12 protein-coding genes, 1 pseudogene and 1 riboswitch are annotated in these 16,384 nt (G+C 57.6%); of the genes and pseudogenes, 11 read left to right on the forward strand and 2 right to left on the reverse strand.

The window, feature by feature from the left end:
• Positions 1-123: 123 nt before the first annotated feature.
• On the forward strand, positions 124-1,524 hold the full coding sequence (locus ACREYP_RS09995; RefSeq protein WP_336818166.1) for a YchO/YchP family invasin: 1,401 nt from the start codon (positions 124-126) through the stop codon (positions 1,522-1,524).
• Between the two features lie 6 nt (positions 1,525-1,530).
• Here ACREYP_RS09995 and narL read toward each other — a convergent pair whose 3' ends face one another.
• Both narL and narX read right to left on the reverse strand, forming a co-directional pair.
• Positions 1,531-2,181, reverse strand: a complete 651-nt coding sequence (narL, locus tag ACREYP_RS10000; RefSeq protein WP_008454210.1) for a two-component system response regulator NarL — start codon at positions 2,179-2,181, stop codon at positions 1,531-1,533.
• Positions 2,178-3,971 (reverse strand): nitrate/nitrite two-component system sensor histidine kinase NarX, encoded by a 1,794-nt coding sequence (gene narX / locus ACREYP_RS10005; protein WP_336818167.1) that lies wholly within the window; start codon positions 3,969-3,971, stop codon positions 2,178-2,180. Before narX ends, narL begins: the two co-directional genes overlap by 4 nt.
• A gap of 307 nt (positions 3,972-4,278) precedes the next feature.
• Between narX and ACREYP_RS10010 the strand changes: the two genes are divergently transcribed.
• The 10 genes and pseudogenes from ACREYP_RS10010 (at position 4,279) to eno (ending at position 16,354) form a co-directional block, all read left to right on the forward strand.
• Positions 4,279-5,670, forward strand: a complete 1,392-nt coding sequence (locus ACREYP_RS10010) for a NarK family nitrate/nitrite MFS transporter (protein ID WP_008454213.1) — start codon at positions 4,279-4,281, stop codon at positions 5,668-5,670.
• Positions 5,671-6,017: 347 nt separating this feature from the next.
• The gene (locus ACREYP_RS10015) at positions 6,018-9,764 is read left to right on the forward strand and encodes a nitrate reductase subunit alpha (protein WP_336818168.1); all 3,747 of its coding nucleotides are present in this window, start codon (positions 6,018-6,020) and stop codon (positions 9,762-9,764) included.
• Complete coding sequence (gene narH, locus ACREYP_RS10020) at positions 9,761-11,299, forward strand: nitrate reductase subunit beta (protein ID WP_008454215.1); 1,539 nt, start codon at positions 9,761-9,763, stop codon at positions 11,297-11,299. Before ACREYP_RS10015 ends, narH begins: the two co-directional genes overlap by 4 nt.
• The gene (gene narJ, locus ACREYP_RS10025) at positions 11,296-12,000 is read left to right on the forward strand and encodes a nitrate reductase molybdenum cofactor assembly chaperone (RefSeq protein ID WP_336818169.1); all 705 of its coding nucleotides are present in this window, start codon (positions 11,296-11,298) and stop codon (positions 11,998-12,000) included. The genes narH and narJ overlap by 4 nt, the downstream gene beginning before the upstream one ends.
• Complete coding sequence (gene narI / locus ACREYP_RS10030; RefSeq protein ID WP_008454218.1) at positions 12,000-12,677, forward strand: respiratory nitrate reductase subunit gamma; 678 nt, start codon at positions 12,000-12,002, stop codon at positions 12,675-12,677. Before narJ ends, narI begins: the two co-directional genes overlap by 1 nt.
• A 133-nt stretch (positions 12,678-12,810) precedes the next feature.
• Positions 12,811-13,152, forward strand: coding sequence for a metalloregulator ArsR/SmtB family transcription factor (locus ACREYP_RS10035; RefSeq protein WP_008454220.1), 342 nt, complete (start codon positions 12,811-12,813; stop codon positions 13,150-13,152).
• Between the two features lie 96 nt (positions 13,153-13,248).
• Positions 13,249-13,527, forward strand: a pseudogene (locus ACREYP_RS10040) (ArsC/Spx/MgsR family protein); the annotation flags it as partial.
• 36 nt (positions 13,528-13,563) lie between these two features.
• A riboswitch (Fluoride riboswitch) is annotated at positions 13,564-13,634 on the forward strand.
• An 80-nt stretch (positions 13,635-13,714) separates the two neighbouring features.
• The gene (locus ACREYP_RS10045; RefSeq protein ID WP_008454223.1) at positions 13,715-14,626 is read left to right on the forward strand and encodes a DHH family phosphoesterase; all 912 of its coding nucleotides are present in this window, start codon (positions 13,715-13,717) and stop codon (positions 14,624-14,626) included.
• Positions 14,623-15,054, forward strand: a complete 432-nt coding sequence (locus tag ACREYP_RS10050; protein ID WP_008454225.1) for a universal stress protein — start codon at positions 14,623-14,625, stop codon at positions 15,052-15,054. The genes ACREYP_RS10045 and ACREYP_RS10050 overlap by 4 nt, the downstream gene beginning before the upstream one ends.
• 10 nt (positions 15,055-15,064) lie before the next feature.
• Positions 15,065-16,354, forward strand: a complete 1,290-nt coding sequence (gene eno / locus ACREYP_RS10055) for a phosphopyruvate hydratase (protein ID WP_498881326.1) — start codon at positions 15,065-15,067, stop codon at positions 16,352-16,354.
• Positions 16,355-16,384: the final 30 nt, after the last annotated feature.

Below are 16,384 nucleotides of genomic sequence, written 5' to 3' on the forward strand. Positions count from 1 at the left end.
GTGTATCGCCCTGAGTTATCGCTGGGTATGATTTGTGCCCGGAAAAGCAGGATTAATCCTGGAGTCGTACATGCATGTCTCCCCGGTGGGTTAAGAGCAAAACCAGTGTGTTATCATTAATCAATGCGTAGATTTGCCGTTCCGCTTTTAACCTTGTGTTGTTTGCTCCCTCGTCCGGGAGGGGCAATGAGTACCTCAAACAACGTTGTTCCCGCGGCCCAAAACCCTTTCTCTTCTCCCGCTGATGACCTGCCGAACATGGGCCTCGCGCCTGAAACCGATGCCGCCGCGCGCAGGATTGCCGCAATGGCGAAGAAGTTTGGCGAAGACAGCATGGTGGACAACGGGCTGGATACCGGCGAGCAGGCGCGACTGTTCGCTTTTACCAGCCTGAGAGATTTACTGGCCGACAAAGTGACCGATGAAACCCAGGCTTTGCTTTCGCCCTGGGGCAAAGCCAGCGTCAATTTGCGGGTGGATGAACACGGGAGCTGGAAGGGCAGCAATGGTTCGCTTTTCACGCCCTGGCAGGACAACAGCCGCTATCTGACCTGGAGCCAGCTCGGCTTTAGCCAGCAAAAATACGGCACCACCGGTAACCTCGGGCTGGGGCAGCGCTGGGTCGCCGGAAGCTGGCTACTGGGCTACAACTCGTTCTACGATAATCAGCTGACTACGCAGCTACAGCGGGCGGGATTTGGCGCCGAAGCCTGGGGCGAATACCTGCGGCTTTCGGCCAATTATTACCAGCCGCTGAACGGCTGGCGCGGGCAAACCGACACGCTTGAGCAGCGCCTGGCCCGGGGCTATGACGTCACGGCACAGGCCTGGCTGCCGTTTTATCGGCATATTGCGACCAGCCTTAGCTTCGAACAATACTTTGGTGACAACGTCACGCTCTTCGACAGCGATAGCGGATACCGAAACCCAGTCGCGGTGACGATGGGCATTAACTATACGCCCGTGCCGCTGATCACGCTCACGGCCCAGCACAAACAGGGTGAAAGCGGTGTCGCGCAGGAAAATCTGGGGCTCAAGCTGAATTATCGTTTCGGGGTGCCGCTGCAGAAGCAGCTCTCGGCGGACGAAGTGGCCGCGACCAGCTCCCTGCGCGGCAGCCGCTACGATAGCGTTGAGCGCGAGTCCGCCCCGGTGATGCAGTTCCGTCAGCGTAAAACGTTGTCAGTATTCCTGGCCACGCCGCCGTGGCAGCTGCAGCCGGGAGAAACGGTTTTGCTTAAGCTGCAGGTGAAAGCGACGCATGGCATCCGGCGGCTGGTATGGCAGGGAGATACCCAGGTGCTCAGCCTGACGCCGCCGGCACGGCCGCTCAGCACCGACGGCTGGAGCATTATTTTGCCTGCGTGGCAGGCAGGTGCGGCAAATGAATATCACCTGTCGGTCACCGTGGAAGACGAAAAGGGGCAGCGCGTCTCATCGAATGAGATTGTGCTCCAGCCTGCCGCACCGCTGCTGATTGCCCCCGAAAGTGACCCGCGTTACTCCTTGCTGCCGGAGGAGTAACCGGCGCTAAAAAATACGATCCTGGTGAACCCAAACGGCCGCTTCCACTCGGGACTTGAGCTTCATTTTCTTCAGCAGATGTTTGACGTGCACTTTCACCGTACTTTCGGTGATGTCCAGGCGACGGGCGATCATCTTGTTCGGCAGCCCCTGGGCTATCAGCTTCAGGATATCGCGTTCCCGCGGAGTAAGCTGATTGACGTCACGGTCTGAGGTTGCACGGTTGGCCCGCAGACTGGCCGCCAGCACCGGGGTCAGTGCTTCGCTAAGTACCATTTCTCCCGCTGCGGCCTGCTGCAGAGCTTTGAGCAAATCTTCCGGCTCCATGTCTTTCAGCAAATAGCCATCCGCACCGCGCTTAAGGGCGGTGACCACATCTTCTTCATGGTTCGAAACGGTAAACACCACAATGCGTCCTGACAGCGCTTTTTCGCGCAGGCAGTCGAGCGTTTCCAGCCCGTTCATGCCCGGCATGTTCAGGTCGAGCAGGATCAGGTCTGGATCGAGCGCTTCGGCAAGCTGCACGCCCTGTTCGCCGCTGCCGGCCTCTCCGACGACGGCCAGCTCTGGCGCCATGCTGATCAGCTGCTTAACGCCGGTACGCATCATGGGATGATCGTCTATCAGCAAAATGGTTGCTGCTTCCTGATGACTCATTCTTCGCTCCTTATTACGGAAGAAAGCGGTGCTTCGGGGATAAAATTGACGACCACTTCGGTGCCGCCGCAGGGACGGGGGCGAACCTGGCAGTCACCCTGCAAGGTTTGAGCGCGGTCGCGCATGATAATAAGGCCGTAATGGTTGCTGCGCTCGCCGCTGCCGGAAATACCGCGCCCGTTGTCCCACACCGCAAGGCGTACTTGATTTCCGTGGCGGGTAACGCTGATACCGCAGGCACTGGCTTCCGCGTGTTTCAGGCTGTTGTTCAGCGCCTCACGCGCAATCTGCACCAAATGAATGGCCTGATGAGAAGGCACTAAGCGTGGCGGGAGCTGGTAGTCCAGCACCACCGGGAAGCCAAGTTTGTCGCTGAACTCCTGGCAACTGGCCTCAAGCGCCGGGCGCAAACCAGGCTCGGTGAGCTTAAGGCGGAAGGTGGTCAGCAATTCTCTCAGCTGCCGCCAGGAGGTGTTCAACTCGCCGCGTATTTGCTCCAGCAGCGTCCGACTCTCCTCCGGCAGCGTTTTGCCCTGCATTTGCAGGCAGCTGACCTGCATCTTCATACAGGAAAGTGACTGGGCGATGGAGTCATGCAATTCCCTGGCAATGGCAGATCGCTCCTCCATCACCACTAACTGCTGCTGGTGTTCATACTGACGCTCCATGGCGAGCGTGGCGGTGAGCTGCTCCATTAGCGTGGCAATAAGCTGCAGCTGGTCTTCGGTCAGCGTTTTGCCCAACGGAAGCTGGGCCAGCACCAGACCGTAATGAAGATGGTTATCGGTGAGGCGCCATTTCAGCGTGGTGGTGTCCTGCGGCAGCGCTGCCCCGGCATCCGGGCACAGCTGGCAGCCCCGGGCATCGCAGTGCGCGTCCGGCTGGAACGTGTATTCCTGATAATTCTCTTCATCTTCGTACTCGTACACCCGGAGCACAATGCCCAGCAGCGGGGTTAAAACCTGGAGTTCGCTCAGTACAGGGGAAATACGCTGGCACAGCGGAGCCTGCGCGTGCAGGCGGCGGTTAGCCTCGTAGAGGAAGGTGAGCATCTGGTTTTTTTGCTCAAGCCCGGCGGTTTTCTCCCGGACCCGCCGCTCGAGCACGGCGTAGCTTTGCGCCAGCTCGCTGGACATGCTGTTAAGCGCGCTCCCAAGCGTGGCCATTTCGTCGCGGCCGCGAAAATTCACCCGTTGGGTGAAGTCTCGCTGACCAATGGCGGTGGCCATCGCCAGTAGCTGACGCCACGGGCGGAGTAATCTTTTGCGTAACCAAATCAGGGTAAAGACGATCAACAGCCCGAGTAACACCGCCATACCCTGCTGCAGCAAAATCACGTGATGCAGACGCATCTCGGTGGTGCGGTCGAAGGAGCTGACCAGTTCATCAATGCTGGCGACAAAATGGGCGACGGCGGGTTTTACCTGCTGCGGCGTTTGGGCGGCAATCAGCGCGGGTTCAAGCGTGCTGCGCCAGTAATCTTGTAGCTGTTGAAGCCTGGCCTGCTGCCCGTCGCGCTCGGCGGCAAGGCGGAGATCGTCGCTCCATGTGGTTTGCTCCATTTCTCGCAGCAGCATCTTGTCCTGCTCCGTCAGCGGAATGGCTGCCAGCAGGCGGTAGCTCTGCATGCGCATGGAACCCGTTTTGTTGATCGCGTGGGCATTGCCCGAAATCCCCTGGGCCAGCCAGCCGGCCATCGCCATTCCCACCACGCTTAACATCGCCAGCAGCATGACAACCAGCGCGAGCTGATTGACCAGCGAAAGGGGAGAAAATAGGCGTTTTAGCATTGGCAAACGGGCTCCTGAGTGGGAAAGGTGACGAGTGGCGCTATTTTCAGTCAACAGCTGGAGTATACCCATACCTCCAAAGGATTACCCCCAAATTGCCAGAGGTGGCAGGGCAATGGGAGCGGTCGGCAGCAAGTCCCGCAGGGGTGTGATAAATCACGTTATTTTTTTGCCAGAAGATTACTCACAAAGAATGAGGGGGCTTTTTTGCCCGCCGGAGAGATAGATTATCCCTTGATTTACATCAACTAATCTCGACACAGGAACCCTAAGGTTGCGGCATTTACTCACACGAAATGAGGTGTTTATGTCACAGTCTCCCGTTCCCGAGAAGCCGTCGGGCGCACTGATTACCGACTGGCGGCCGGAAGATCCGCAGTTCTGGCAGCAACAAGGTCATCGGATCGCCAGCCGCAACCTGTGGATTTCCGTCCCAAGCCTGCTGCTGGCCTTCTGCGTCTGGATGCTGTTCAGCGCGGTGGCGGTGAATTTGAATAAGGTCGGCTTTACCTTCACCACCGATCAGCTGTTTATGCTCACGGCGTTACCTTCCGTTTCCGGCGCGCTGCTGCGCGTCCCGTATTCGTTCATGGTGCCGGTCTTTGGCGGCCGCCGCTGGACGGCGTTCAGCACGGGGATCTTGATTATTCCGTGCGTCTGGCTGGGCTTTGCCGTGCAGGACACCAGCACCTCGTTTAACACCTTCATCTGTATCTCTCTGCTGTGCGGCTTTGCCGGGGCGAACTTTGCCTCCAGCATGGCAAACATCAGCTTCTTCTTCCCGAAGGCAAAGCAGGGCGGTGCGCTGGGGATTAACGGCGGGCTGGGGAATATGGGCGTGAGCGTGATGCAGCTGGTGGCCCCGCTGGCTATCTCCCTGTCGATGTTTGCCATTTTTGGCGGCAAAGGCGTGGCACAGGGCGACGGCACGATGCTGTTCCTGGAAAATGCCGCGTGGATCTGGGTGCCGTTTCTGGCGGTATTCACCTTAGCGGCCTGGTTCGGAATGAACGATCTCTCGGCGTCGAAAGCCTCCCTGCGTGAGCAGCTGCCGGTGCTTAAGCGCGGCCATCTCTGGATTCTGGGGCTGCTCTACCTGGCGACATTTGGCTCGTTCATCGGCTTTTCTGCCGGGTTTGCGATGCTGTCTAAAACCCAGTTCCCGGATGTCAACATTCTGCATTTTGCCTTCTTTGGCCCGCTGTTTGGCGCCCTGGCACGTTCTGCAGGTGGGGCGATTTCCGACCGCTGGGGCGGCACCCGAGTTTCGCTGTATAACTTCATGCTGATGGCCATTTTCAGCGCGCTGCTGTTCACCACGCTGCCAACGAACGGACAGGGCGGGAACTTCATCGCCTTCTTCGGGGTGTTCCTGATGCTGTTCCTGACGGCGGGGCTGGGCAGTGGCTCGACCTTCCAGATGATTTCCGTGATTTTCCGTAAGCTGACAATGGACAGAGTAAAAGCCGCCGGTGGCAGCGATGAAGTCGCCCTGCGCGAGGCCGCCACGGATACCGCCGCAGCGCTGGGCTTTATTTCGGCCATTGGCGCCATCGGGGGGTTCTTTATCCCTAAAGCCTTCGGCACTTCCCTGGCGTTGACCGGCTCACCTGCCGGGGCGATGAAGCTGTTCCTCGTCTTTTACATTGTGTGTGTGGTTATTACCTGGGCCGTTTATGGCCGGAAATCCTCTCGCTAATGCATTGACCTTTTTGGTTATCCCTTTGCGCGGCTTCGTCCGCGCTTTTTTTTGCCCGCTACGTTTTCAGCGCTGGTTAATTCGCCGCCTACCCCTTAATACCCAAACCCGGCTTGCCGCTACCCCTTCCCCGATGGGTTTTGATTTTTTTGTATTTACATTCAGTTAGTTAGTGATTCTTAAGACCTTACACTTTGGTGGTAGTGGCCGCCGGGCGCCCAAAAACCACACCAGAAGCAGTTGATCGTTATCAAAAATCCCCAGCTTTCGAGGCGTTACCGTCTCGGGCATCAAGCAATGTCGATTTCACCAGAAGAGCCACCAGGCTCCACATCAGGAGTATCCCGATGAGCAAGTTCCTCGACCGGTTTCGTTATTTCAGGCAGAAGGGAGAAACCTTCGCCAATGGACACGGCCAGCTACTCGATACCAATCGCGACTGGGAAGAAGGGTATCGCCAGCGCTGGCAGCATGACAAAGTGGTGCGCTCCACGCACGGCGTGAACTGTACCGGCTCCTGCAGCTGGAAGATTTATGTCAAAAGCGGCCTGGTGACCTGGGAAACCCAGCAAACGGACTACCCGCGTACCCGTCCGGATATGCCAAACCACGAACCTCGCGGCTGCCCGCGCGGGGCAAGCTACTCATGGTATCTCTACAGCGCCAACCGTCTGAAGTACCCGCAGATGCGTAAACGTCTGATCAAGCTGTGGCGCGAAGCGAAAACGCAGCATAACGATCCGGTTGAAGCATGGGCATCGATCATTAACGATCCCGACAAAGCCAAAAGTTACAAACAGGCGCGTGGCCGCGGGGGATTTGTTCGTTCGACCTGGGAAGAGGTTAACGAGCTGATCGCGGCGGCGAACGTCTATACCGCAAAAACCTACGGCCCGGACCGCATCACCGGCTTCTCGCCGATCCCGGCCATGTCGATGGTTTCTTACGCCGCAGGCACCCGCTATCTGTCGCTTATCGGCGGCACCTGCATGAGCTTCTACGACTGGTACTGCGACCTGCCGCCAGCGTCTCCGCAAACCTGGGGCGAGCAGACTGACGTACCGGAGTCCGCGGACTGGTACAACGCCGGTTACATCATCGCCTGGGGCTCTAACGTCCCGCAGACGCGTACTCCGGACGCCCACTTCTTCACCGAAGTCCGCTACAAAGGCACCAAAACGGTTGCCGTCACGCCGGACTATGCGGAAATCTCCAAGCTGTGCGACCAGTGGCTGGCGCCGAAGCAGGGGACGGATGCCGCGATGGCGATGGCAATGGGCCACGTTATGCTGCGGGAATTCCATCTCGACAAACCAAGCCAGTACTTCACCGACTACGTTCGTCGCTACACCGATATGCCGATGCTAGTGACGCTGGAAGCCCGTGACGGCTTCTATGTCCCGGCGAATTTGCTGCGTGCGGCAGACCTGGTCGACAGTCTCGGCCAGGAAAATAATCCGCAGTGGAAAACCGTGGCGCTGGCTGATCAGTCCGGCGAGCTGGTTGCACCTAACGGATCCATTGGCTTCCGCTGGGGTGAAAAAGGCAAGTGGAACCTCGAGCAGCGTAACGGCAGCACCGGGGAAGAAACCGCGCTGCGCCTGAGCCTGCTGGGCAGCCACGATGAAGTTGCCGAGGTGGGGTTCCCGTACTTTGGCGGTGAGAGCACCGAGCATTTCGACAACGTCAAACTGAAAGACGTACTGCTGCATAAGCTGCCGGTTAAACGCCTGCAGCTGGCGGACGGCTCAAGCGTGCTGGTGGCAACGGTCTACGATCTCACCCTGGCTAACTACGGCCTGGATCGCGGCCTGAACGATGATAACTGCGCCAGCAGCTACGATGAAATGAAGGCTTATACACCAGCCTGGGCCGAGCAGATCACCGGTGTGCCTCGCCAGGATATCGTGCGCATTGCCCGTGAGTTCGCGGATAACGCGGACAAAACCCACGGCCGCTCGATGATTATCGTTGGCGCAGGCGTGAACCACTGGTTCCATATGGATATGGCCTACCGTGGGCTTATCAATATGCTGATCTTCTGCGGCAGCATCGGGCAGAGCGGCGGCGGCTGGGGCCACTACGTCGGTCAGGAAAAACTGCGTCCGCAGACCGGCTGGATGCCGCTGGCGTTTGCCCTCGACTGGCAGCGCCCGCCGCGCCACATGAACAGCACCTCCTACTTCTATAACCACTCCAGCCAGTGGCGCTATGAGACGGTGACGGCGGATGAGTTCCTGTCGCCGCTGGCGGATAAGTCCCGCTACACCGGCCACCTGATCGACTTCAACGTGCGCGCCGAACGCATGGGCTGGCTGCCGTCTGCACCGCAGCTTGGCACTAACCCGCTGCGCATTGCTGACCGGGCGAAAGAGGCCGGAATGTCTCCGGTGGATTACACCGTTGAACAACTTAAATCCGGCGGCATCCGCTTTGCGGCGGAGCAGCCGGACTCCGGCTATAACCACCCGCGCAACATGTTTATCTGGCGTTCGAACCTGCTGGGCTCTTCCGGGAAGGGGCATGAATTTATGCTCAAATACCTGCTGGGCACCGAGCACGGCATTCAGGGGAAAGATCTCGGCCAGGAAGGCGGGCTGATGCCGGAGGAGGTGGAATGGGTCGATAACGGCCTGGACGGCAAGCTGGATCTGGTGGTCACCCTGGACTTCCGCCTGTCTAGCACCTGCCTGTATTCCGACATTGTGCTGCCGACCGCCACCTGGTATGAGAAAGAAGATCTGAACACTTCGGATATGCATCCGTTTATTCACCCGTTCTCCGCCGCCGTGGATCCTTGCTGGGAATCGAAAAGCGACTGGGAAATCTACAAAAGCATCGCGAAGAAGTTCTCCGAAGTTTGCGTTGGCCACCTCGGTAAAGAGACCGATGTTGTGACGCTGCCGATTCAGCACGACTCGGCCGCCGAACTGGCTCAGCCGTATGGCGTGATGGACTGGAAGAAAGGCGAATGTGACCTGATCCCAGGCAAAACCGCGCCGCACATTATTGCCGTTGAACGCGACTATCCGGCGACGTACGAACGCTTTACCTCCGTCGGACCGCTGTTGGAGAAAATGGGCAACGGCGGGAAAGGCATTAGCTGGAATACCGAAAAAGAAGTCGAGTTCCTGCGCAAGCTCAACTACGTGAAGACCGACGGCCCGGCGAAAGGTCAGCCTATGATCAACACGGCCATTGATGCCGCCGAGGTTGTGCTCAGCCTGGCGCCGGAAACCAACGGCCAGGTGGCGGTGAAAGCCTGGGCCGCGCTCGGTGAATTTACCGGTCGCGATCACACGCACCTCGCATTGCCGAAAGAAGAAGAGAAGATTCGCTTCCGCGACATTCAGGTTCAGCCGCGAAAAATTATCTCCAGCCCGACCTGGTCCGGCCTGGAGGACGAACATGTCTCTTATAACGCAGGTTACACCAACGTGCACGAGCTGATCCCGTGGCGCACCCTGTCTGGGCGCCAGCAGCTTTATCAGGATCACCAGTGGATGCGCGACTTTGGCGAGAGCCTCGTGGTGTACCGTCCGCCGATTGATACCCGTTCCGTGGACGGCATGATGGGCCACAAGTCTAACGGCAACCCGGAAAAAGCGCTTAACTTCCTGACCCCGCATCAGAAGTGGGGCATCCACTCCACCTACAGCGACAACCTGTTGATGCTGACGCTGGGGCGCGGGGGGCCAATTATCTGGCTGTGTGAAGCAGACGCCAAAGAAATCGGCATCGCCGATAACGACTGGGTTGAAGTGTTTAACAAAAACGGGGCGCTGACGGCGCGCGCGGTAGTGAGCCAGCGCGTTCCGGCCGGGATGACGATGATGTACCACGCGCAGGAACGCATCATGAACCTGCCGGGCTCTGAAATCACCGGCCAGCGCGGCGGCATTCATAACTCGGTGACCCGCATCACGCTGAAGCCAACCCACATGATTGGCGGCTACGCCCAGCTGGCCTACAGCTTTAACTATTACGGCACGGTCGGCTCTAACCGCGATGAGTTCGTGGTGGTTCGCAAAATGAAAGAGATTAACTGGTTAGACGGCGAAGGCAATGACCAGGTACAGGAGAGCGTAAAATGAAAATTCGTTCACAAATTGGCATGGTGCTGAATCTGGACAAATGCATCGGCTGCCATACCTGCTCGGTAACCTGCAAAAACGTCTGGACCAGCCGCGAAGGAACGGAATACGCGTGGTTTAACAACGTGGAAACCAAGCCTGGCCTGGGCTACCCAAACGACTGGGAAAACCAGGACAAATGGAAGGGGGGCTGGATCCGTAAAATCAACGGCAAGCTGCAGCCCCGCATGGGCAACCGCGCGATGCTGCTGGGTAAAATCTTCGCTAACCCGCATTTACCGGGGATCGATGATTATTACGAGCCGTTTGACTACGACTACCAGAACCTGCACACCGCGCCGGAGGGCAGCAAAGCGCAGCCCGTGGCCCGGCCTCGCTCGCTGATTACCGGCCAGCGGATGAACAAAATCGAAGCTGGCCCGAACTGGGAAGAGCTGCTTGGCGGCGAATTTGAAAAACGCGCGCAGGACCAGAACTTCGTCAATATGCAAAAGGCGATGTACGGCCAGTTCGAAAACACCTTCATGATGTACCTGCCGCGCCTGTGCGAGCACTGCCTGAACCCGGCCTGCGTCGCCACCTGTCCGAGCGGGGCCATCTACAAGCGCGAAGAAGACGGCATTGTGCTGATTGATCAGGATAAATGCCGCGGCTGGCGGATGTGCATCACCGGCTGCCCGTACAAAAAAATCTACTTCAACTGGAAAAGCGGAAAGTCCGAGAAGTGCATCTTCTGCTACCCGCGCATTGAAGCGGGGATGCCGACGGTCTGCTCAGAAACCTGCGTAGGACGTATTCGCTACCTCGGCGTGCTGCTGTATGACGCCGATGCGATTGAGCAGGCGGCCAGCACGGAAAACGAGAAAGATCTGTATCAGCGCCAGCTGGACGTATTCCTGGATCCGAACGATCCGGCGGTCATTGCGCAAGCGCTGAAAGACGGTATCCCGCAGGGAGTGATTACGGCGGCTCAGCAGTCGCCGGTGTACAAAATGGCGATGGACTGGAAGCTGGCTCTGCCGCTGCACCCGGAATATCGCACTCTGCCGATGGTCTGGTACGTGCCGCCGCTGTCGCCGATTCAATCCGCGAGCGATGCGGGCCAGCTGCCGCACACCGGTATTCTGCCTGATGTCGAAAGCCTGCGTATTCCGGTGGAGTACCTGGCCAACCTGCTGACCGCCGGGGACACCGCGCCGGTGCTGCGGGCACTGAAGCGCATGATGGCGATGCGTCACTACAAACGTGCTGAAACTGTTGAAGGCGTGATCGACACGCGCGCGCTGGAAGAGGTGGGGCTAACCGAAGCTCAGGCGCAGGAGATGTACCGCTACCTGGCTATCGCTAACTACGAAGATCGTTTTGTGGTGCCGACCAGCCATCGCGAACTGGCTGAGAACTCTTTCCCTGAGCACAGCGGCTGCGGCTTTAGCTTTGGCGACGGCTGTCACGGCAGCGACACCAAATTCAATCTGTTTAACAGCCGTCGGATTGACGCTATCGACGTCTCGAGCAAAACGGAGCCGCATCCATGATTGAACTACTGATTATCTCCCGCCTGCTGGAGTACCCGGATGCAGCCCTGTGGCAGCATCATCAGGAGCTGCATGAGGCGCTGGCCCAAAGCGAGACATTGACGAAAATGCAGCGCGCCAGTCTGGATGGGTTTATCGACTCACTCTGCCAGCGGGAGCTGCTGGACGCGCAATCCAGCTACAGCGAGCTATTCGACCGGGGCAGAGCCACTTCGCTGTTGCTCTTCGAGCACGTTCACGGTGAATCGCGCGATCGGGGCCAGGCGATGGTTAACCTGATGAACCAGTATCAACAGGCCGGGCTGGAAATTGACAGCCGCGAGCTGCCGGACCATCTGCCGCTTTATCTGGAATACCTGTCCCAGCGCACGCGGGCAGAAACGCAGGGCGGGCTGCAGGACATCGCGCCGATCCTGGCTTTGCTCAGCGCGCGTCTGAAACAGCGTGAGAGCGACTATGCGCTACTCTTCGACCTGCTGATTGCTCTGGCTGAAAGCGACGTCAGCGTCGAAACGGTCCGCCAGCAAATTGCCAACGAAGCGCGCGACGACACGCCTCAGGCGCTGGATGCGGTGTGGGAAGAGGAGCAGGTGAAATTCATGGCTGATGACAGCTGCGGAGAGACCGACATTACCGCACACCAGCGCCGTTTTGCCGGGGCGGTGGCTCCGCAGTACCTGAATATAGCAGGAGGGAAATAATGCATTTTCTCAACGTCTTCTTCTTTGATATCTACCCGTACCTTTGCGGTGCCGTGTTCCTGATTGGCAGCTGGCTGCGCTATGACTACGGGCAGTACACCTGGCGCGCAGCGTCCAGCCAGATGCTGGATCGCAAGGGCATGAACCTGGCCTCAAACCTGTTTCATTTCGGTATTCTTGGGATCTTTGCCGGGCACTTCCTTGGCATGCTGACGCCGCACTGGATGTACGAGGCGTTTTTGCCGCTAGAAATTAAACAGAAAATGGCCATGTTTGCCGGGGGAGCCAGCGGCGTGATGACGCTGGTGGGCGGCCTGCTGCTGCTGAAGCGTCGCCTGTTCAGCCCACGCGTGCGCGCCACCACCACTGGGGCCGATATCCTGATCCTTAGCCTGCTGATGCTCCAGTGTGCGCTGGGCCTCGGCACTATTCCGTTCTCCGCCCAGCATATGGACGGCAGCGAAATGATGAAGCTGGTGAACTGGGCGCAGCACGTGGTCACCTTCCGCGGTGGCGCATCTGACTACCTCGACGGCGTGGCGTTTATTTTCCGCGTTCATCTGGTGCTGGGCATGACGCTGTTCCTGCTGTTCCCGTTCTCGCGCCTCGTGCATATCTGGAGCGCGCCGGTGGAATACCTGACACGCAAATACCAGATTGTTCGCGCTCGCCGCTAGTCTGCATGAACGATCACAAGCCCGGTATATGCCGGGCTTTTTACACAATAAACAAATTCGTTTTTTCGGATATGAAAGTTGACTTTAACGCCGTGAGCTTTACTATGGCAGCGTCTATTCAAGAGATCTCACCATGACTGCCCTGACGCCTTTACAGCTTTTTAAACATTTGTCGGAAGAAACCCGGCTGGCTATCACTCTGCTGCTAAGAGCGAAAAGCGAGCTTTGCGTCTGCGAACTAACTGCTGTGCTGGACCTGCCGCAGCCTAAGGTCTCCCGGCATTTGGCGATGCTGCGCGAGGGCGGTTTGCTGCAGGACAGAAGAGAGGGGAAATGGGTTTATTATCGCCTTTCACCCCACATGCCCGCGTGGGCGGCGGCGGTCATTGAGCAGGCCTGGCAAAGCCAGGGCCATGAAGTGCTGGAGCGTTTGAAACGCATCGAGGCGAGTGGGGCTATGGCGCTTTGCCAGTAAAAAAATTTAACTTAACAAATTCGTTTTTTCAAATATGATGGCGTTGTTTTACTGAAGTGGGAGTGAACATGTTTTTAGCAGGAACGCTATTTCTTCATGGCAATCAGCGCCCGTGAACTGCTGCGCAAAAACGTTGAGCCTTATGAAGTTTTAGGGCTGGAGAAAGGGCAATTCAGCGAGGAGCAACTCATTGAGTTGATGGTGCAGTACCCGCTGCTAATTAACCGCCCGATTATGGTGACTGAGCGGGGGACGAGACTTTGCCGCCCTTCGGAACGCGTGCTGGATATCCTGCCTGAAGCGCAGCAGGGCGCGTTCAGTAAAGAGGACGGCGAGCCGGTTGTGGATGAGCAGGGCCAGCGCTTGAAACCGTAAAACCCGCTTGAAACCCTGAGAGGAAGGGTTCAGAATACTTCGCAAGGTGATGGCGTTCCACCTTCCCCCAACCGCCTCGTTCAGAGGCTGATGACGCCTGGTATGACTCTTTTAATCCAAGAGGCATGTCAGGCTGGTCAACGTTTACCCACCGGCTCTGCATGCTTCCCTTAACGGGGCTCGAGCCATGATACATGTTATTGGTCACCTTCATCCCGACAGCGATGCCGTTTGCAGCGCCGTGATGGTTGCTCGCTGGTTAACGCTGCGGGGCCGCACGGCACAGGCGTGGCGCTGCGGCGAGGTTAACCGTGAAACTGAACTAATTTTCTCCCGTGCCGCTCTTCCTCTGCCCGGGCTTCTCTCGTCTTCTCTGAGCAACAAAGACATCTGGCTGGTGGATTTTAACGAGCCGGGGCAAGGGCCAGACTCGCTTATCACCGGCAATATTGTTGGGATCATCGATCATCACCGTTTGGGCGGGCTGATTACCCGGTTGCCGCCGGAGGTGTGCATCAAACCCGTAGGCAGCACGGCCACGGTGATCTGGCAGCTTATGGACGCCCGACTTCGGGCCGGGATCTCTGCCAGCGAGGCTATTTTGCTCCTGGGCGCGCTGCTCAGTGACACCGTCGCGCTGCGTTCGCCCACGACCACACCTGAGGATAGGCTGGCGGCGGATGAGCTGGCCGGGCGCATCGGTATCGATTATGAAGAGTTTATTGCCGACCTGCTCACGGCTAAGACCTCTGTGGCCGGGCTGAGCGCGAGGGAGCTGCTGCACAAAGATCTCAAGCGTTTTGACATCAACGGTGTTCGGCTAAAAATTGCGCAGCTGGAACTCTACTCTCTAACGCAACTTGCTCCTCAACTGGATGCTCTGCTGGAAGAAATGAATCTGCATGCGGCCGACGCCGATGTCGATCTTGTCGTGTTGATGGTGACCGATATTAATGCTTGTGCATCTGAACTCTATTTCTCCACCTCTTCATTGATGCCTGGGGCGCAGCCCTGCGTGATGCCGGGCATGATGAGTCGCAAAAAACAGCTTCTCCCCTGGCTGCAAAGCCAGCTCAATCCCGCAAGGAGCCCGCTATGAACCTCTACTCCCACGTTCTCGTACTTATTCAGGGCAAGACCGACGGACAGGTGCTGATTCAACATGCCGCTCGCCTTGCCGGGGCGCTGCCCGTCCAAATCACCCTCGTCCACATCAGCGAAGACTACCGGGAGATGAATTACGTCTCCGATGCGCGAATGGATGACAACGTTTCTGCCGACCTGATTCAGGCGAAAGCGTTGTTTAGCGAGCTGGTGCGCTCGGTCAACGTGCCGGTAAAAACGCGGGAGCTGGTGACGTTGAACCGATTTGAAGACGTTGAAAAATGCATTTCTTCACTGGATGTGGACCTGGTGCTGGCCGGGCACCGCAACCGCTGGCTGGGGCAGATCGCTTCTGACTCGATGGAATACGTTAATCATCTGAATGTTGACGTGCTGATTAAACATATCGATGGCAAACAATGAGGTAATCACCATGAATTTTACGCTGGATAAAATAGTTGCTCGTGAAATTTTGGATTCTCGTGGGAACCCAACCGTTGAAGTTGATGCTTATACCACAGAGGGGGTTATGGCCCGGGCCTCGGTTCCGTCCGGTGCCAGCACGGGTTCAAGGGAGGCCATAGAGCGACGGGATGGCGATAAACAGCGCTACAACGGTAAGGGGGTGCAGAACGCAGTGCATTCGATCAATACCGAGATTCATCAGGCACTTGTGGGCGTTGATGCCCGTGAACAGCGGCGGGTGGATGATATTCTGCTGGCGCTGGACGGCACGGAAAACAAGGCACGGTTGGGGTCTAACGCCATTCTCGGTGTTTCTTTGGCCGTCGCGCGGCTTGCAGCTCAGGTAACCGGCCAGCCGCTGTTTCGCTATCTCGGTGGGCTGAGGGCGAACCTGCTGCCGGTTCCCTGCATGAATATTGTTAACGGCGGGGTGCATGCCCGGGGGCAGGGAGCGGATTTTCAGGAGTTTATGATTGCGCCACATGGTGCGGCCAGCCTGACCGAAGCCGTGCGCCAGGGGAGCGAAGTCTACCAGGCGCTTCGCCAGATCCTGCTGGATAACAATCTTTCTACAGCCGTGGGTGATGAAGGCGGATTTGCCCCGGCGGTGTCCTCTAATAAACAACCTTTGCAGTTTATCGTGCAGGCGATTGAGAAAGCGGGCTACCGGCCAGGGGAAGATATCAGCATCTGTATCGATCCCGCTTCCAGCGAATTCTATACCGAGGGTAAATACCACCTAAGAACGGAAAAAAGCACGCTTAGCGCCGAAGAGATGACGGGCTATTATGCCGATCTGCTGGGCCAGTTTCCTATTGTGCTGCTTGAAGATGGGCTGGCCGAGAATGACTGGGCAGGCTGGAAGCACCTGAACCAAAAATTGGGCAACAGGGTCGAGCTGGTGGGCGACGATCTCTTCGTGACTAACGTGAAATACATCCGACGTGGCATAGAAGAGAACCTGGCTAACGCGGCGCTGATCAAGCTGAACCAGATAGGCACCCTGAGCGAAACCTTCGACGCGGTGGCACTTTGCCAGCAGCACGGCTGGGGAACGTTTATTTCGCACCGCAGCGGTGAAACGACGGACAGCTTTATTGCGGACATGACGGTTGCCCTGCGTGCGGGGCACCTGAAAACCGGCGCGCCTTGTCGGGGCGAAAGGGTAGAAAAATATAATCAGTTGATGCGAATTGAACAGGCGCTAGGCGCAGATGCACATTTTGCCGGACGTAGCGCTTTTATTCATAAAAGCTAAAAGCAAAGTTCTTATTTAACAACACCGTAT

This window comes from Enterobacter sp. TMH.L2, assembly GCF_050847315.1.
In the GTDB taxonomy this organism is placed as follows: Bacteria; Pseudomonadota; Gammaproteobacteria; order Enterobacterales; family Enterobacteriaceae; genus Cedecea.